Genomic DNA, 16,234 nt, shown 5'->3' on the forward strand with positions numbered 1-16,234 from the left:
TTTTATGGATCTGGGTATAAACTGGTTACGAAAAGTTATCGCTATTCTTCGCTATCATCGTAGGAACCATCATCGTAGGAACCATCATCGTAGGAACCATCATCGTAGGAACCGTCGTCGTAGGAACCATCGTCGTAGGAACCATCATCGTAGGAACCGTCGTCAGAGTAACTGTCGTCGTAGGAACCGTCATCCGAGGAGTCGTCTGTGCTGCCTGAGTTATTATCAGCAGAGTTAAAGTCTTCGGAAGTGATGTCAATGCCTTTATCTGCGTAATATTTTTCTGCTGTGATGGAGTCGGTATCTTCTACGACATTTCCGGATGCATCGATCATGTTCAGGTCTGTGTCAATGGTCACATCCAGGAGGTTGGTTCCTGTGGATGGAGTGACATTCATGGACATAATCTCGTTGAACTTCTTTTTCAGGTTGTCAAGAGTGAATACACCGGAGCCAATGTATGACTGTACACCGTTCTGAGATGCAAGTTCTTCTGTGTAATCGGAAAGCATATATGGTCCGAATTCACCGGCATCGCTGTTGTAATGCATGACCAGAGGTTCCACTGTAGGGGTCAGGATCTCAATTGAGGTCTTGCCGTCCTGTACGGTTTTCTGAATGGTGAATTTTGCCATTCCGCCGAGAAGTTCTTCCAGCTTCTGCTGGGTGGATACGAAATTTCCCAGAGAGTAGAAGACTACAGTTTCATTGCCTTTGTCATCAGTAAGGCGGCCATATGGCTGGAGTACATGTGGATGTCCGCCGATGATGACATTTACGCCCTGCTCCATAAGGTAGGCTGCCCACTGTTTTTCGTATTCGTTTGGCATGGTTTCGTCTTCGGTACCCCAGTGTGCTACAAAGATGATGCAGTCGGCCTGCTGTTTTGCTTTCTGGATCATGGCTGTGATCTTGTCTTTGCGGATCATGTCGATCATGTAGTCTTTTCCTTCAATGCCGCCTACGTTTGTGCCGTAGGTGTAATCCAGAAATGCGATCTTGATACCGTTTACTTCACGGATCTTGACGGTGTCGGCATCTTCCTGGGAGTCGTGGATCCCCAGAAGTGTGACATCCGGATATTTGGTTTTCCAGAAGTTCAGTGTGTCTGTGAGGAAGCCTTCTCCGAAGTCATCGATGTGGTTGTTGGCGGATTCTACTACGTTGAATCCTGCTTTTATAATGGCGTCTCCTACTTCTGTGGGTGTTGCAAAGGATGGGTAGGAGCTTACGCTGTCATGGTCGGTTGTGAAGACGGTTTCCTGATCGATCATTTTGATGTCTGCGTCCTTGATGGTGTCCTGGATGTGGGTGTAGATCTTGTCGTAGTTCCAGTTGCTGTCAGAGGATGCGCCTGCGTCGATGAGACTCTGGTGATAGAGGTTGTCGCCTACTGCGATGACGGAGGCAGTGGTAGTTTCGGCAGTGGTGTCGGCTGCTTCCTGCTCGGCCTTGGCTTTGACTGCCGCGGCTTTTTTCTGGGCGTCTATGGCTGGTTTGCGGATGAGGCGGTAGTCCAGCTGATTGAAGAAGAGGACCAGGATTGCAAGGACGATGACGGATGCCATAAGACTTACGCGGGCATTGCTGCGTTCGCGGAAGTTCAGGGGGATGTTGTCCTTGGGGTTGCGCCGGGTTTCTCTGAGGGGCTCCGGGGTGGAGCTTTTTTTGAAGACTCCTTTGAGGGAGTCGAGGATTTTGATGTTGGGTGGAAATTTCATTTATGTTTTACCTTGTCTTTCTTTGGATTTTGAATGCGATTGATTGGTGATTGTTCGCTTTGTTATTTTTGATTTTTGTTGTGTGGTTGTATTATAGCAGATTTTTATTTTGGTGGGAAGAGGGTGGTGGGGGTGAACGTACGCCCGAGTCGGGGATGCTGTCTGGTCTGCGGCTTCGTCGGGGGCTGGCTTCTAGGCTGCCGGGAATCTGCTAAAAGCGTTTTCCAAAAGTCCGAACTCGCGTCTTGCAGCCGCTCAGACAGCGGACTTTTGAAAAACAACGCAGATTTCCGCCAGCCAAGAATCAGCTCCCCTCCTGCAGAGGCAGACCAGACAGCATCCCCGGCTCGGGCTGTGAGGTTCAAGGCGGTAGGGTTAGGGGGGCTGGGCGGGAGTTTGATTTAAAGTGTGAGGTTGAGTGGTTTCACGGGAATTGGATGAGCCGTCAGCGCTGCGCTGGACGGCGTGGAGGAAAGGCTGAGTTTCCTTGTGGTTTGATGGGAAGGGGGTGGGCCGAGGCGCTTCGCTGTCGGCTGGGAGTGTGTCGAGGCGCTTCGTTGTCGGCTGGGAGTGTGTCGAGGCGCTTCGTTGTCGGCTGGGAGTGTGTCGAGGCGCTTCGTTGTCGGCTGGGAGTGTGTCGAATTGTGGTGGGATTTTTGGATGGGTTTTGCGTGATTTTTTCTCTGGTGTATGGTATGGTTGGTATATCTTATAAGATCTTTTGTCTGTATGGACATTCTTGGAGCTTCGGATTCTGAAGCATTTTCCATTTTTGTTACTGTGAAGGTTATGAAAATCCGTTTTATGTGGTTTTTATGTTTTCTTTGTGTGGTATAATTTATATATCAGTAGGAGTGTTAATGAATAACAATACTATATTTGACGATGTTTTCCGGACAATGGTGGAGAAGATGACTTACCTGCTCGTTCCGCTTATCAACGAGGTGTTTCATACCTCATATCCGAAGGATGTGAAGATCGTGCATCTTCGGAATGAGCATCAGCTGGAGGACGGGGAACTGATCACGGATGCCCAGCTTTCATTTTTGAGAAGAATTTACTGATGTTGCTTCCGTTTTATGTAATGAGAAACGAGGATGAGGATGTTGATCAATCGTTTGATCGTGGATGGTCGAATGGATGAGATTGGGAAAATCATAGACAGTGCGGAGGCTTGCAGGGAGTTGTATAAAGAGTATGGTTTGTGAGAAATAAAGAGGATATTTTGTTACTGGTGACAAATGTCAGATTTTTACAGAAGAGAGGATATAAACATGGGTGTTTACAGGCGTAAGGCACAGTATCATGAGACGGATCAGATGGGGATCATCCATCATTCCAATTATGTGAAATGGATGGAAGAGGCCCGGATCGATTTCATGAAGGAGTTGGGCTTTGGTTATGGTGAGGTGGAGAAGCGGGGGATTGTTTCTCCGGTTGCAGAGGTTTCAGTTTCTTATAAGAAGCCGGTGCTTTTTGATGATGTAGTTGGGATTTCGGTTTCGGTGAAGAAGTACAGTGGTGTGGTTCTGGAGCTGGCTTATGAGTTTTTTAATGTGACCAGAAGTGAGGTTTGTACAGAGGCTTCCTCGAAGCATTGTTTTACCAGGAATGGGGAGCTGGTTTCTCTGAAAAAAGAGATTCCGGAACTGGATGTGCTGTTCAGAAGCTGTGTGAAGGGGGATTGAGTCTGATGGAAGTTGTGGAGATGCTTGATAATCTGAAGGAAAAGGCCCGCAGGGACCCGGCGCTTCGGGAGATGTTGCTTGCTACCCGCAGGGAGAAAGAGCCGCTGGCTGCTTTCTGTAAGAAGTGCCGGGAGCTTGGGGTTCCGGTTTATGAGATGGATCTGATCGCAGCTGGTGAGGAATTTTATGCAGCGATGAAGAGGAGTACCAATGGCGGCGGAGAGAATTCTCCGATGCTTGAGGGTGAGGATGATTTTTATGAACTGTTTTTTGCTGGGTTGGAGTGAAAAAATAGTTTCAAAATTCCGCATCAATATACTTCTCCAGCACCGGGAACTGTACACCACCGATCTTCAGTACCTGGCTGTGGAAAGCTTTCAGATCAAAGTCCTGGCCAAGGCGGTTCTGTTCGGAAGTGCGTAAGTCCAGAAGGCTTAAGTAGCCCCAGTAGTATTTCAGATAATTTCCCGGGGTTTCCAGGATATACTGGTAGATCTCGGAGACAACGGCGCTGTCTTCGATACCAAAGGCTTTCAGAAAGCTGGCGGCTTCGGCCTGAGTCCAGCCGTTGTAATGGATCTCAATGTCCAGAAGGGAGTACATGCATAAATTGATGCTTCGGTTCAGCCAGGAGATCCTGGCAAGCTCTGTGGCAGAAGGATCCTGAATATAATCGGCGGCGTACTGGTAGGCATAGGGTTCGATGTAGGTGGCCCATCCTTCTGCAAAGCCGGAGGTGCAGAGAAGATTTCGGATGTTGGAGGATTTTTGGCGTTGGAAGGTGACAGTCTGGTAAAGATGCCCCGGGAATCCTTCATGTGCCAGTGTGGTAAAAAGCTCCAGGCCCTGGTAGCCGGCAGCCGGATTTATGTAGATCACATTGGGGGTTCCGGTATCCATAGGTGGGGTGAGATAAAAGGCGGGGCTTAGATATTCTTTCATGGAATCGTGGACTGTGCGGAGCTCAAAGGTGACATCTGTGAGAGGTGGGAAGTCTGTTTGGATCTTCTGCTGCAAGGCATTCAGCATCTGGGCAGGCTTTATTTCTCTGAAAGTGATTCCCCGGCTGAGAGTAGTCAGAAGCTCCGGGTTTTGTCGAAGTATGGTTCCTGCGATGCCAATCTCGTCGGAAAGCTGTCCGGAGAGTCGTTTTTCCATTTGCTTTACAGGAACGTAAGAGCCGGTCTGACTCTGAAGAAGATAGAGATAGTAGGCTTTTCCTCCCTTGAAATAAGTCAGGCCACGATCATTTTTTCCTGTGCCACGCAAAGCCTCCAGACCGGTCATAAGTTCCTGATAGGCTGGGATGACTTCTGTTTTCATAAGATTTTGGTGGGTCAGGACCAGAGCGTTCTGCTCTGAGAAAGGAAGTTTTCCATATTCGGATAGCTTTTTCTGGAAAATTTCCAGCATATAATTGTTGTCGGGATTCTGGATAAAAGCACTGCATTGTGCAAGGACCCGGTCCAGGGTAGTATCGCTCATAAAGAAACCAGCTTCGGATTTCTTTTTTTCAAATTCCAGGATGCTCCGAAAGTATGGGCGGATGGTGGTGAGAAGAGTGAGATAGTCGGTGATATCACGATCTTCATAAAAGGCATATTCCGCCAGAAGAACCGGAAGCTGAGCCTGAATACCAAGACTTGGGCCAAGAGGCTCCTGAAGCAGATAATTGTCGCCCAGTGATTTTTCCGTGTGGTAATAGAGGAGCATGGAGTCCAGCGTCAGCTGATTTTCCGTGGAAAGGCGGCTGTAGCGGAAGGATTTCAGCTTTTTTTCGTACTGGCTGCAGATCTGGTATGTATTTTTCATATCTGTGGGGACAGTGCCAAGAGAAGCTTTTTTTCGCCGGATACCCTGTTTTTCCGGATGTGCCAGGGTATAATGGAGGGTAAGGGTGCTGCCGGAAACTTCATTTTGAAAAACTTTTCCGGAAAAGGCTTCGAATTTTCCGTTTTCTGTGATCCCGTGAGTGGAAAAATAACCGGCAGTAAGGCCGGTGAGAAGTGCCAGGATAAGAAGCAGAGTGATGAAAATAGGAGATTTATTTTTCCTGATTTTAAGAGACATAAGACAGTCTTTCATTACTGTTTACAGACATATACCATGTGGAGAGTGCTGATGGTCTCGAAGCAAACAGTAACGTCCTTTCAGAGTGGCGCTTTGTTCTATCATATTGGAAAATTACGGAATCTATGATATTATGTGAGCGGAAATATACAAAAATGGAGAAATAACATGAGTGATATTTATGATCTTGCAATTTTAGGCGGAGGTCCGGCAGGGATCACGGCAGCGATCTATGCGTCCAGGGCCAGGTTAAATACCATATGGATCGATAAAAACTTTGCACCGGGCGGTCAGGTCACAGCTACCTATGCGGTGGATAATTATCCGGGAATGCCGGGGATATCGGGCATGGATCTCGGAGAAGCCTTTGGGGCGCATGCCCGGAAACTGGGATTGGAACCGCAGCGAGAGAAGATACTTTCCCTGGAAAATATTTCCGGAGAGATCAAGACGATTCGTACAAAAAAGCATGAATATCAGGCGAAAGCCCTGATCCTTGCATTTGGGGCAGAGCACCGGAAGCTGGATATCCCGGGAGAGGATGATCTGAGCGGCCTTGGTGTTTCCTACTGCGCTACCTGTGACGGAGCTTTTTATAAGGATCGGACCGCAGTGGTAGTGGGGGGAGGAAACGTGGCAGCAGAGGATGCAGTTTTTCTTTCCGGCCTCTGTGAAAGGGTATATCTTGTTCATCGCCGTGATGCGCTTCGAGCAGATCAGGCACTTCAGGAGAAAGTCTTTGCCTGTGAGAATATAGAAATGGTGTGGGACAGTGTTCCCCTTGAGATCCTGGGACAGGATGAAGTGACCGGTCTTAAAATCCGTAATATAAAAACAAATGAAGAGAGGGAATTGACCGCAGAAGGTGTTTTCATTGCTGTGGGGATCGTTCCTAATACGACACTTGTAAAGGACCAGCTGAAGCTGGATGAAAATGGATATATCTGTGCAGGAGAAGAGGGTGTTACCAACGCACCTGGGGTTTTTGCAGCGGGGGATATTCGTACCAAGGCACTTCGCCAGATAGTAACTGCTGTTTCAGACGGAGCCAATGCAGTGGCTTCCGCACAGAAATATCTCTGGAGGAAAGATAATGGCAACGATTAAGGAAATCGCGCAAAGAGCAGGCGTGAGTACAACAACTGTTTCCAACGTCATACATGGAAAAACAAAAAAAGTATCTCCTGTCAATATTCAGAAGATCGAGAATCTTATCCGAGAGATGGGTTATGTCCAGAAAATGGGACTGAGAGTTCTGAATAAAGAAAAATCCCAGCTGATCGCAGTTGTGATCAATTATCATAAAGACTTCAAGGATTCTATCATCGGAGATCCTTTTTATGGAAAGATCATCGGTTTTATCGAGAAATACGTGCAGGAACTGGGATATTATCTGATGCTGTATTCTGCAAAGGATACAGATAAGATATTCCAGATGGTCATGGGCTGGGATGTAGATGGTGTTATTGCCATTTCCTTCAGCAAAAGCAACTGCGAAAAAATCTATCAGCTGATCAACAAACCGATCGTTTCTATTGATGCATATGGTGAGCTTGATGCAGGCCAGGAAAACCATGTCCTGAATATCGGACTGGACGACGAAAGTGGCGGCTATCTTATGACAAAATATCTTCTGGAATGCGGCTATGAGCATATCCAGGTTTGCGCAGGCCGTGATAATGGTGTGGATCATCTTCGTTATATGGGCGCTCAGCGGGCGGCGAAGGATTTTGCAAAGAAAAAGCAGAAGGTGCAGTTTACTGCTCTTGGAATGAACTACGCCAAACGAAAAGAAAGCTATGCGTGGCTGCTCCAGCGGAAAAAACCAAAGGCCGCACTGTTTTTCCTGTCGGACCTCTATGCATTGGAGGCTATCAGCTTTTTCAGCAGTCGTGGAGTAAAGATTCCGGAGGAGATCGGAATTGCAGGATACGATAACATCAGCTATGCGGAATTTTCCGTGCCTCGTCTGACTACTATCAGCCAGAATGTGGAGCAGAAGGCGTCTCTTGCAGTGGAAATTCTGATGGAACGGATCAATGGAGTGGAAAAAGAGCGTGAAAATGAGATCATGCTTCCGGTCACGCTGATCCCCAGGAGATCTGTACAGCCGCAGCATGAGGAAAAGTAAGTCTGCAGAGAATGTACCTGATCTGATCAGGGGGTAGATACGAGAAGTCACTGCAGAACTGTGAAAAATAGAAAATCGGGACTTTCAATATAGTAAGAGTACAGAGAATCTGATATATAAAGATATCAAAAGCCGAAATATACGGGAACTGTCAGTGTCTGACAGTCAGAGTATTTTCGGCTTTTTGTAAATTTACCTGAAATCGTAAAAGAGTTATCCTGTGTAGGTTCGTGCTGAAGATGTGGATAATAAGCATTTGCTGTTCTATGTGAAACCTGCACAAAACCATGATTTTGAACTTGTTACAATGATAGGTTATGTACATAACCTATTTACACAGCCTAATTTTGATGCTATAGTGTGAACATAAAGGTTAGGTACATAACCAAAGGGAAAGAGTACAGAAGGAGTGAATACCAGATGAAACAGATTCTGATCGCCACACATGGAAAAATGGCCTCCGGCATTCGTTATACAGCAGAGCTGATCGTTGGAAAAATGGATGAGATCACAACCATCGACGCTTATGTGACACCGGAAGACAATGTGGAGAAAAAGTTTGAAGAATATTTCGCACAGCATGAAAACGACAGGATTTTCGTTTTCACAGATCTGATGGGAGGAAGCGTAAATCAGAAGCTTCTGAGATACAGCCAGAAAGAAAATGTCACACTGATCACAGGAACCAACCTTCCGGTCCTGATGCAGGTCATGATGGCAGATGACGATGTGACAGAGGAGGAGATCCAGGAGTTCATCGATGATGCCAGAGAAGAGCTTCAGATGGTAGACCTTGGCGGTGGAAAGAAATCCACATCTGAAAAAAACGCTGAAGAAGATACTGCACAGGGTATCGAAAATACTGCGCAGATTTCAGAAGGTGCTGCATCGTATGCAAAAAAATCCGCACCGAAAAAAGCTCTGGCTCCCCAGTCCTATGACAATTCCACAGCAAAGATCACCGCACTTCGTGTAGATGACCGTCTGATCCACGGACAGGTTGCCATGACCTGGACCAAACAGCTGGCTGTACAGGGAATCGTGGTAGCTAATGACGAGGCAGCTAACGATAACACCCAGAAGATGGCATTGAAAATGGCCGTACCGGGCGGAATCAAATCGCTGATCAAACCGGTGGATGAAGCCATTCGTATCTTAAACAATCCGAAGGCATCCAGGATGCGTATTCTGGTTCTGACAAGAACGGTAAAGGATGCTCTGAAGATAAGACAAAGTGTTGGTGAGATCGGATTCCTCAATGTAGGAAATACGGGACGTTTTGATGGGATCGATGTTTCCGAGAAGCTTGTCCTGGCCCCGACTATCATGCTGACAAAAGTAGAACAGCAGGCACTGAAAGAGCTGGTGGCTCTTGATCCGAAGGCCTGTATGCAGCAGGTACCCAATGATGAGCAGAAGCTTGTGAAGGATGTACTGGACAAGCTTGACTGACATCCACTGAATAAATAAAACGTAGCACAAAAAGGGAGGAAAGAAAAAAATGTTAAACGCATTTCTTGTAGCACTTGCCGTATTTATTTGTGTCGGCGGTGCAGAGCTGATCGGATTTACCATGCTGAACCGTCCGATCGTCATCGGACCGCTGGTAGGTCTGTTTCTTGGAGATCTTCATACAGGAGTGATCATCGGAGCTTCACTGGAAGCCGTATTTATGGGAGTTGTAAACATCGGAGGTGCTTCCGCGGCAGAACCCGGAATCGCCACAGCCGTAGGAACTGCTTTTGCCATCATGCTGGGCAAAGGTTCTGAGGTAGCCCTGACACTGGCACTTCCAATTGGTATCCTTGGTCTTCAGATTAAGACCGTTCTCTACATCTTTATTGTAGGTATGTTTGCAAAAACTTTCGACCGTCTGGCAGCAGAGGGCAAGGAGAAACAGATTATCGCCCTTCATTACGGACTCTGGGCTGTAAACTGGTTTTTGTATTCCCTGTTCGCATTCTTCGGAATCCTGTTCGGATCTGACGCAGTCAGCGCACTTCTGGATGCGATCCCGGATGTTGTTATGAATGGTCTGACAGTTTGCGGCGGACTTCTTCCGGCAGTAGGTATGGCAATGTTGATGAAGATGCTCTGGGATAACAAGATCTGTATGTTTTATTTCCTGGGCTTTGTCCTTGCAGCATACTTAAACCTTCCGCTGATCGCCCTTGCCGTGATCGGTGTGATCATTGCCATTTCCATTGGTATGAACGATTACAAGCTGAATCAGCTTGCAGCACAGAGAGTAGCAGTTTCACCGGCCGGTAGCGCTGACGAATATCTTGACGAAGAAGAGGAGGAATTTTTCTCATGAGTAATTTAACGAAATCCATTCCTGCAGATGAAAGAAAAATGCTGAGAAAAGCGTTCTGGCGTTCCTTTACTCTGTATGCGGCAGTAAGCCCGGCAAAACAGGGAGCTTCCGGCTTCTGCTATTCCCTGATGCCTTTTATCAATAAATTTTACAAAAACGATGAGGAAGGCAAAAAAGCTGCCCTCACAAGAAGTATGTCTTACTTCAATACAACCATCACCTTATCTACATTCATCATGGGTCTTGTGGCATCCATGGAGAAGAAAAACAGCGAGCAGAAGGATTTTGATGCAAGCTCCATCAATGCGGTGAAATCTTCCCTGATGGGACCTCTGGCCGGTATCGGTGATTCCATTTTCTGGGGCGTTCTCCGTGTAATCGCAGCCGGAATCGCAGTAGGACTTGGTGCATCCGGAAACGTTCTGGCACCGATCGTGTTCCTGCTTCTTTTCAACATTCCGTCTATTCTTGTGAAATATTACGGAACATTCCTGGGCTACAAGCTTGGTTCCGAATACATCCAGAAGGTTTATGCAAGCGGTCTTATGAACATCCTGACAAAGGCTGCCAGCATTGTAGGTCTGATCATGGTCGGCGGTATGACTGCCAGCATGGTAACCTTTAACTCCACTTATGAACTCACCATGAAGGGTGAATCTGTTCTGAATCTACAGAACATGTTGGGCCAGATCTTTATCGGCATTGTTCCCCTTGGACTGACTCTTCTGTGTTACTATCTGCTGAAAAAGAAAAATGTCAGCATCACAGTTCTGATCATCGGTGTTATCATCCTGAGCATCCTTCTCTCTCTTCTTGGAATTGCATAAGCCTTAAGGATAAGGAATAAAGATCAGAATTATGAAAAGGCGGGCCGTATAGGGTCCGCCTATAAAAAAGCCTAAAAAAAGTTATATCGAAATAACTGACCGCAAAAAGGGCAGTTGAAGAACACCTGACCGGATATAAATAAGCAGCAAATACGGATTATAAATATCTGCTCAATGCAAAATAAAGGAGACATAAGAAATGAAAGATTGGTGGAAGAATTCCGTTGTATATCAGATTTATCCAAGAAGCTTTAAGGACTCCAACGGAGATGGCTTCGGCGATCTCAGGGGTATTATTGAAAAGCTCCCCTACCTTCAGAACCTTGGAATCGATGTGATCTGGCTTAGTCCTGTTTTTGACTCCCCACAGGACGACAACGGTTACGATATCAGTGATTACCGGAAGATCTACGCAGGTTTCGGAAGTAACGAGGACATGGATGAGCTGATCCAAAAAGCTCATGAGCATGGTATCAAGATCGTTCTGGATCTTGTTGTCAACCATACTTCCGATGAGCATGCATGGTTTGTGGAAAGCCGGAAGTCAAAAGACAGCAAATACAGTGATTATTATATCTGGAAGGATCCGAAAGCAGACGGCAGTGAGCCGAACAACTGGGGTTCCAGCTTCTGCGGAAGTGCCTGGGAATATGACGAAGAGCGTGGCCAGTATTACCTTCATTTCTACAGCAGAAAGCAGCCGGATCTCAACTGGGAAAATGAAACTGTCCGTAAGGAAATCTATGATCTGATGAAGTTCTGGATGGATAAAGGTGCTGATGGATGGCGCATGGATGTGATCGCGTCTATCTCCAAGGATCAGTCCTTCCCGGATTACCCGAAGACTGATGACCGCAAGTATTATACAGGAAAATATCACAGCAACGGACCAAGACTTCATGAGTTTATCCATGAGATGAACCGGGAGGTGCTTTCAAAATATGACTGTATGACGGTAGGTGAGGCGCCGGGCTCCACACCGGAGGTTGCAAGACTGTTTACAGATCCGGAGCGTGAGGAGCTGAATATGATCTTTACATTTGAGCATATGAACATCGACCGTATTCCAGGCTCTGTAAACCGCAAGTGGGCACTGAAGCCTTTTGATCTCCGTGATCTGAAACGTGTTATGTCTGAGTGGCAGAACAAGCTTTACAATAAAGGCTGGAATGCTCTGTACTTCGAAAATCATGACCAGCCACGTGTGATCTCCAGATGGGGAAATGACACTACTTACCGCGAGGAATGTGCAAAGGCTTATGCTACCGTTCTCCATGGTATGCAGGGAACTCCTTATGTATATCAGGGAGAGGAGATCGGTATGACAAACGTTCAGTTCCCACTGGAGGAGTACGAGGATATCGAGGTTCGTAATGCATATCAGGATCTTGTCGTTAAGAACAAAACCATTTCTGAGGATGATTTCCGCAAGGCAGTATGGAACAAGAGTCGTGACAATGCCAGGGTTCCGATGCAGTGGGATGACAGCGAAAATGCAGGATTTACGACCGGTAAGCCATGGTTCCGCCTTTCTGATCGTTACCAGGAGATCAATGTAAAAAAAGCTCTGGAAAAAAATGATTCCGTGTTTTATTATTATAAGGATCTGATCTGTCTTCGTCATGAGGAAGAGCTTCTCACAGAAGGTGACTATCAGCTCCTTCTTCCAGAAGACGAGAAGATCTTTGCATATTTAAGAACTTCCGACAAAGAGCAGTGGATCGTGGTGGCAAACCTTTCTGAGGATACGGTAAGTACAGAAGGTCTTGCGAAATATGTGTCCGATAAAGAGGATATTAAGATTGCAAACTATAAGGACAGAACAGGAATCAAAGCGGACTTAAGACCGTACGAGGCGTTTATGATGAGGATCCGGTAATTCCTGAGCTGTTGTATATGTAGTAAAGTGGAAGAAAAGTCTCTGCTTTACAGAGAGCAGGTATGAGTATTTGTGCGTATCTGTACTGCCAAAGGATATCCGGGTGCAGTGCAGATGCGCTTTTTGCCTGTGAGGAGAAGACAAACAGGAGGAATTTATGGAAAAATATATCATTGCAGTGGATATGGACGGAACTCTTCTGAACAGTGAGAATAAGATTTCTGAAAGGAACAGAAATGTTCTGCAGCGTCTGATCGATGACGGACATTATGTGGTACCGGCAACCGGAAGGACCAGAGAGCTGATCCCCCGGGAGTTTTCTGTGCTTCGGGGTGTGAAATGGGGAATCGTGGAAAACGGCTGTGTTGTCTGGGATTACGATAAAAATGAGATGATCTGGCGAAAAACCATGCCAAAAGGAATGGTAAGTAAGATCCTGAAGGATGTGGAAAACAGCGGCGCAAAAGGCTGGATCGCAGAGGCTTATGCAAACGGAATCGCCTATTCTGATGCGAATGCCAGAGATTATGTGGCATCTGTAGCGGATAAAGATCTGCTGGAAAAAACTTTTGTAGATTATTTTCTCAGCAGACATGTATATGTTAAGGATTTTTATCATCAGAAAGATATTCTGGATCAGGCAGAGAAGATCAATATTTATTTTGATGATATGGAGACCAGCAGGGCACTTCGTGAGAAATGGAAGGATCTGGATGATGTGGCAGTGACTACTTCCATCAGCGGCAATGCGGAGTTTAATGCAGCAGGCGTGGACAAGGGTGTGGGTCTTGCCATGCTTCGCACAAAGCTTGGTATTGACCGGATGCATGTGATCGCTTTCGGAGATAATGAGAATGATCTGGAAATGCTGGAGGGTGCAGGTATCGGTGTTGCTATGGGCAATTCCAAACAGTATGTAAAGGATGCAGCGAATGAGGTGACCGGAGATAACGATCATGATGGTGTGGCGGAATTTCTGGAGAGGTTTTTCGGGCTGTAAGCTGTGGTTGATCGTGATCGTTGATATAAGGGACAGGGAAATGTATTTTTCTCTGTCTTTTTTTATTTGCATTTTTGGTGATATAAGGTATGATAAACGAAGAGGATGCGGGGATTGCTGGTTTTGACTGGTAGTTACCGGTGAAAATTATTTGAGGAGATCAGGAGGATATTTTTTAATGAAAAATCTGATACCAAAGCGTGTGATGGAGTATATCATTATCACATTTGCTGTTGTTCTGATGGATGTGGGGATTTATGTATTTAAGTTTCCGAATAATTTTTCCTTTGGTGGTGTTTCGGGTATGGCGGTTGTGTTTTCGCATTTTATTCCGATGACGTCTGCGCAGATCAACCTGGTGATCAATCTGATTTTGCTGGTGATCGGGTTTATTGTTCTTGGCCGGGATTTTGGAGTGAAGACGGCTTATGTTACGGTTGTTTCTTCTTTGCTTCTGAATGTGTTTGAGAAGGTTTTTCCTATGGACAGGGCGCTGACGGGGAATATTATGCTGGAGCTTTGCTTTGCGATCATTTTGCCGGCGCTGGCTGCGGCGCTGCTGTTTTTTGAGAATGCTTCGGGTGGTGGCACGGATATTGTGGCGATGATTATTAAGAAGTATTCTACGATGAATATTTCGGGTGCATTGTTTGCGGTGGATTGTGTGATCGTTGTTGTTTCGTTTATGGTGTTTGATCTTACTACGGGGCTTTGTTCTGTACTGGGGCTTATGGCTAAGACGTTGCTGATCGATAAGTCTATTGAGAGGATGAAGCTGAATAAGTATTTTACGATCATTTCCAGTAAGCCGGATGAGATCTGTGAGTTTATTATGAATGGGCTGGATCGGAGTGCTACGGTTTATCATGGGGAGGGGGTTTATTCGCATAAGGATAAGAAGATTATTCTGACGGTTGTGGATGTGAGACAGGCGGTGCTTCTGCAGAGGTTTATTGATGAGGTGGATCCGCAGGCGTTTTTGATGGTTACTAAGAGTAGTGAGGTTGTTGGGAAGGGGTTTATGAGTTATATTTGATGCGATCGTATGGGATTGTATGCTGATCGTAGGTGATTGTGTATGATTGTAAGCTGATGGAAATTAGGAGAGCGTTCTTTGCGGGCTGGATGGGCTGCGGGGCGCTCTTTTTTGTGGTGGATGGTGGATGGCGGATGGCGGATGCCGGACGCCTGGGAGACGGGTGCCGGTTGGCTCCGGGCTTCGTCGGGGGCTGGCTTCTAGGCTGCCGGAATTCTGCTAAAACCGTTTTTAAAAAGTCCGAACTCGCGGCTTGCTGCCGCTCAGACAGCGGACTTTTTAAAAACAACGCAGATTTCCGCCAGCCAAGAATCAGCTCCCCTCCTGCAGAGTCGTAGCAAACCGGCACCCGTCTCCCAGGCTGTTCGGTTCCGGGCGGGAGGTAGTGGTGGGGGTGTGGGGCGACTGGCGGAAGTGGGGATTGATGAGGGCTGGAGGATTGAGTGGATTCCCGGGAGTTGGATGAGCCATCAGCGCTGCGCTGGATGGCTGGGAGGAAAGGCTGAGTTTCTTGTGGAAGCCATCGTCGCTGTGCTAGATGGCTGATTGGTGTGTGAAGGTTTTGTGAAAGGGGTTTGACAGGTGGGGGTTTTTATGGTAGGATACACACTTGCGTAACAAATTTAATAAAAATGTAACAAAATGGCGAATGAGGAGCGTGGCGAAGTGGATTGTGAATGTCTGCCTGAATGGGTGGGTGCTGCTGCGTGGTTTTCTGAGAGGAGTTTTATTGTTTATGTTTTATAAGAAATTTGCTGCTGTTGTTCTGAGTGCTGTTCTTGTGGGTGTGGTTCCTTCTGCTGTTTTTGCGGATGTGGATGGTGTCAGTGCTGTGTCTGATGGAGATGTGGAGGAGCTTTCTATTGAGGATGATTTTTCGGATGGTGTGGATTCTATTTCTGCTTTTGCCAGTGCTCTGGCGGATAAGACGGTTTCTGAGGTTCAGGGGTATCAGGAGGCGAAGGCTGAGGCTGAGGTGATCGCACAGGAGAGGCTTGAGGCTGAAGCGGCTGCTGAGGCTGCGCGTAAGGCGGAAGAGGAGCGGAAGGCTGCTGAGGAGGCGCGCCTGGAGAAGCGGCAGGGGATTGTGGATTTTGCGCTGCAGTTTGTGGGGAATCCTTATGTTTATGGTGGTACGAGTCTGACTAACGGGGCGGATTGTTCGGGGTTTGTGATGTCTGTGTTTGCGGAGTTTGGGTATGAGCTTCCTCGTGTTGCTGCAGCTCAGTGTTCGGCTTCTGAGAAGAAGAGTGTTGCGGATATTGAGGCTGGTGATCTGGTTTTTTATGGTGAGGGTTGTATTGATCATGTGGCTCTTTATATTGGTGATGGCAAGATCGTTCACGCCAGTACAGCGGCTACAGGGATCAAGGTTTCTGACTATGATTACCGGGCTCCGGCTGCGGTTGGTTCGTTTGTGGAGTAGGATAAAGATACGATTGATCTATAGATGTGAAATATAAACTGTCTGCGGAGATTTTTTGGCCGGGTAGGCTGAAAAATAGCTGCAGGCAGTTTTTTTGCAGAAAAATAGTGTATAATTTAACCGAATCAAGTAAGTCTCC

Annotated in this window: 14 protein-coding genes; 12 read left to right on the forward strand and 2 right to left on the reverse strand. The window is 46.7% G+C overall.

Going from position 1 to position 16,234, the window contains the following annotated elements:
• Positions 1–41: 41 nt before the first annotated feature.
• Positions 42–1,721, reverse strand: coding sequence for a CapA family protein (locus NE671_RS08860; RefSeq protein ID WP_244095935.1), 1,680 nt, complete (start codon positions 1,719–1,721; stop codon positions 42–44).
• Positions 1,722–2,581: 860 nt separating this feature from the next.
• Between NE671_RS08860 and NE671_RS08865 the strand changes: the two genes are divergently transcribed.
• The 3 genes from NE671_RS08865 to NE671_RS08875 all read left to right on the forward strand — a co-directional run bounded on the left by NE671_RS08865 (position 2,582) and on the right by NE671_RS08875 (position 3,696).
• Positions 2,582–2,785, forward strand: coding sequence for a hypothetical protein (locus tag NE671_RS08865; RefSeq protein ID WP_173740332.1), 204 nt, complete (start codon positions 2,582–2,584; stop codon positions 2,783–2,785).
• A 210-nt stretch (positions 2,786–2,995) separates the two neighbouring features.
• Positions 2,996–3,409 (forward strand): acyl-CoA thioesterase, encoded by a 414-nt coding sequence (locus NE671_RS08870; protein WP_242981939.1) that lies wholly within the window; start codon positions 2,996–2,998, stop codon positions 3,407–3,409.
• Between the two features lie 5 nt (positions 3,410–3,414).
• Positions 3,415–3,696: a hypothetical protein gene (locus tag NE671_RS08875; RefSeq protein WP_015525365.1), complete on the forward strand. Its 282-nt coding sequence runs from the start codon at positions 3,415–3,417 to the stop codon at positions 3,694–3,696.
• Between the two features lie 10 nt (positions 3,697–3,706).
• Here the strand turns inward: NE671_RS08875 and NE671_RS08880 are convergent, their stop codons facing one another.
• Complete coding sequence (locus tag NE671_RS08880) at positions 3,707–5,479, reverse strand: DUF885 domain-containing protein (RefSeq protein WP_244095936.1); 1,773 nt, start codon at positions 5,477–5,479, stop codon at positions 3,707–3,709.
• Positions 5,480–5,647: 168 nt separating this feature from the next.
• On the opposite strand from NE671_RS08880, the gene trxB reads away from it, so the two are divergent.
• The 9 genes from trxB (at position 5,648) to NE671_RS08925 (ending at position 16,095) form a co-directional block, all read left to right on the forward strand.
• Positions 5,648–6,586 (forward strand): thioredoxin-disulfide reductase, encoded by a 939-nt coding sequence (trxB, locus tag NE671_RS08885; RefSeq protein ID WP_173740333.1) that lies wholly within the window; start codon positions 5,648–5,650, stop codon positions 6,584–6,586.
• The gene (locus tag NE671_RS08890) at positions 6,573–7,610 is read left to right on the forward strand and encodes a LacI family DNA-binding transcriptional regulator (protein WP_244095937.1); all 1,038 of its coding nucleotides are present in this window, start codon (positions 6,573–6,575) and stop codon (positions 7,608–7,610) included. The genes trxB and NE671_RS08890 overlap by 14 nt, the downstream gene beginning before the upstream one ends.
• A 420-nt stretch (positions 7,611–8,030) precedes the next feature.
• Complete coding sequence (locus NE671_RS08895) at positions 8,031–9,062, forward strand: PTS mannose/fructose/sorbose transporter subunit IIAB (RefSeq protein ID WP_256163896.1); 1,032 nt, start codon at positions 8,031–8,033, stop codon at positions 9,060–9,062.
• Positions 9,063–9,111: 49 nt separating this feature from the next.
• Positions 9,112–9,927 (forward strand): PTS mannose/fructose/sorbose/N-acetylgalactosamine transporter subunit IIC, encoded by an 816-nt coding sequence (locus NE671_RS08900; RefSeq protein WP_021976997.1) that lies wholly within the window; start codon positions 9,112–9,114, stop codon positions 9,925–9,927.
• Positions 9,924–10,754, forward strand: a complete 831-nt coding sequence (locus tag NE671_RS08905; RefSeq protein ID WP_173740336.1) for a PTS system mannose/fructose/sorbose family transporter subunit IID — start codon at positions 9,924–9,926, stop codon at positions 10,752–10,754. The genes NE671_RS08900 and NE671_RS08905 overlap by 4 nt, the downstream gene beginning before the upstream one ends.
• 199 nt (positions 10,755–10,953) lie before the next feature.
• On the forward strand, positions 10,954–12,633 hold the full coding sequence (locus tag NE671_RS08910) for a glycoside hydrolase family 13 protein (protein ID WP_256163898.1): 1,680 nt from the start codon (positions 10,954–10,956) through the stop codon (positions 12,631–12,633).
• 157 nt (positions 12,634–12,790) lie between these two features.
• Complete coding sequence (locus NE671_RS08915) at positions 12,791–13,633, forward strand: Cof-type HAD-IIB family hydrolase (RefSeq protein ID WP_195273769.1); 843 nt, start codon at positions 12,791–12,793, stop codon at positions 13,631–13,633.
• A gap of 178 nt (positions 13,634–13,811) precedes the next feature.
• Positions 13,812–14,669: a YitT family protein gene (locus NE671_RS08920; protein WP_022426920.1), complete on the forward strand. Its 858-nt coding sequence runs from the start codon at positions 13,812–13,814 to the stop codon at positions 14,667–14,669.
• Between the two features lie 736 nt (positions 14,670–15,405).
• Positions 15,406–16,095: a C40 family peptidase gene (locus NE671_RS08925; protein ID WP_195635251.1), complete on the forward strand. Its 690-nt coding sequence runs from the start codon at positions 15,406–15,408 to the stop codon at positions 16,093–16,095.
• Positions 16,096–16,234 lie beyond the last annotated feature (139 nt).

Origin of the sequence: Blautia sp. DFI.9.10, from assembly GCF_024461705.1 — a bacterium.
Classification (GTDB): Bacteria; Bacillota; Clostridia; order Lachnospirales; family Lachnospiraceae; genus Blautia_A; species Blautia_A fusiformis.

Excerpts from the sequence above, each read along its gene's own strand:
- trxB (WP_173740333.1), top strand. The coding sequence starts at position 5,648 with ATGAGTGATATTTATGATCTTGCAATTTTAGGCGGAGGTCCGGCAGGG.
- NE671_RS08900 (WP_021976997.1), top strand. The coding sequence starts at position 9,112 with ATGTTAAACGCATTTCTTGTAGCACTTGCCGTATTTATTTGTGTCGGC.
- NE671_RS08925 (WP_195635251.1), top strand. The coding sequence starts at position 15,406 with ATGTTTTATAAGAAATTTGCTGCTGTTGTTCTGAGTGCTGTTCTTGTG.
- NE671_RS08880 (WP_244095936.1), bottom strand. The coding sequence starts at position 5,479 with ATGTCTCTTAAAATCAGGAAAAATAAATCTCCTATTTTCATCACTCTG.
- NE671_RS08865 (WP_173740332.1), top strand. The coding sequence starts at position 2,582 with ATGAATAACAATACTATATTTGACGATGTTTTCCGGACAATGGTGGAG.
- NE671_RS08895 (WP_256163896.1), top strand. The coding sequence starts at position 8,031 with ATGAAACAGATTCTGATCGCCACACATGGAAAAATGGCCTCCGGCATT.
- NE671_RS08870 (WP_242981939.1), top strand. The coding sequence starts at position 2,996 with ATGGGTGTTTACAGGCGTAAGGCACAGTATCATGAGACGGATCAGATG.
- NE671_RS08910 (WP_256163898.1), top strand. The coding sequence starts at position 10,954 with ATGAAAGATTGGTGGAAGAATTCCGTTGTATATCAGATTTATCCAAGA.
- NE671_RS08875 (WP_015525365.1), top strand. The coding sequence starts at position 3,415 with ATGGAAGTTGTGGAGATGCTTGATAATCTGAAGGAAAAGGCCCGCAGG.
- NE671_RS08915 (WP_195273769.1), top strand. The coding sequence starts at position 12,791 with ATGGAAAAATATATCATTGCAGTGGATATGGACGGAACTCTTCTGAAC.
- NE671_RS08905 (WP_173740336.1), top strand. The coding sequence starts at position 9,924 with ATGAGTAATTTAACGAAATCCATTCCTGCAGATGAAAGAAAAATGCTG.
- NE671_RS08860 (WP_244095935.1), bottom strand. The coding sequence starts at position 1,721 with ATGAAATTTCCACCCAACATCAAAATCCTCGACTCCCTCAAAGGAGTC.
- NE671_RS08890 (WP_244095937.1), top strand. The coding sequence starts at position 6,573 with ATGGCAACGATTAAGGAAATCGCGCAAAGAGCAGGCGTGAGTACAACA.
- NE671_RS08920 (WP_022426920.1), top strand. The coding sequence starts at position 13,812 with ATGAAAAATCTGATACCAAAGCGTGTGATGGAGTATATCATTATCACA.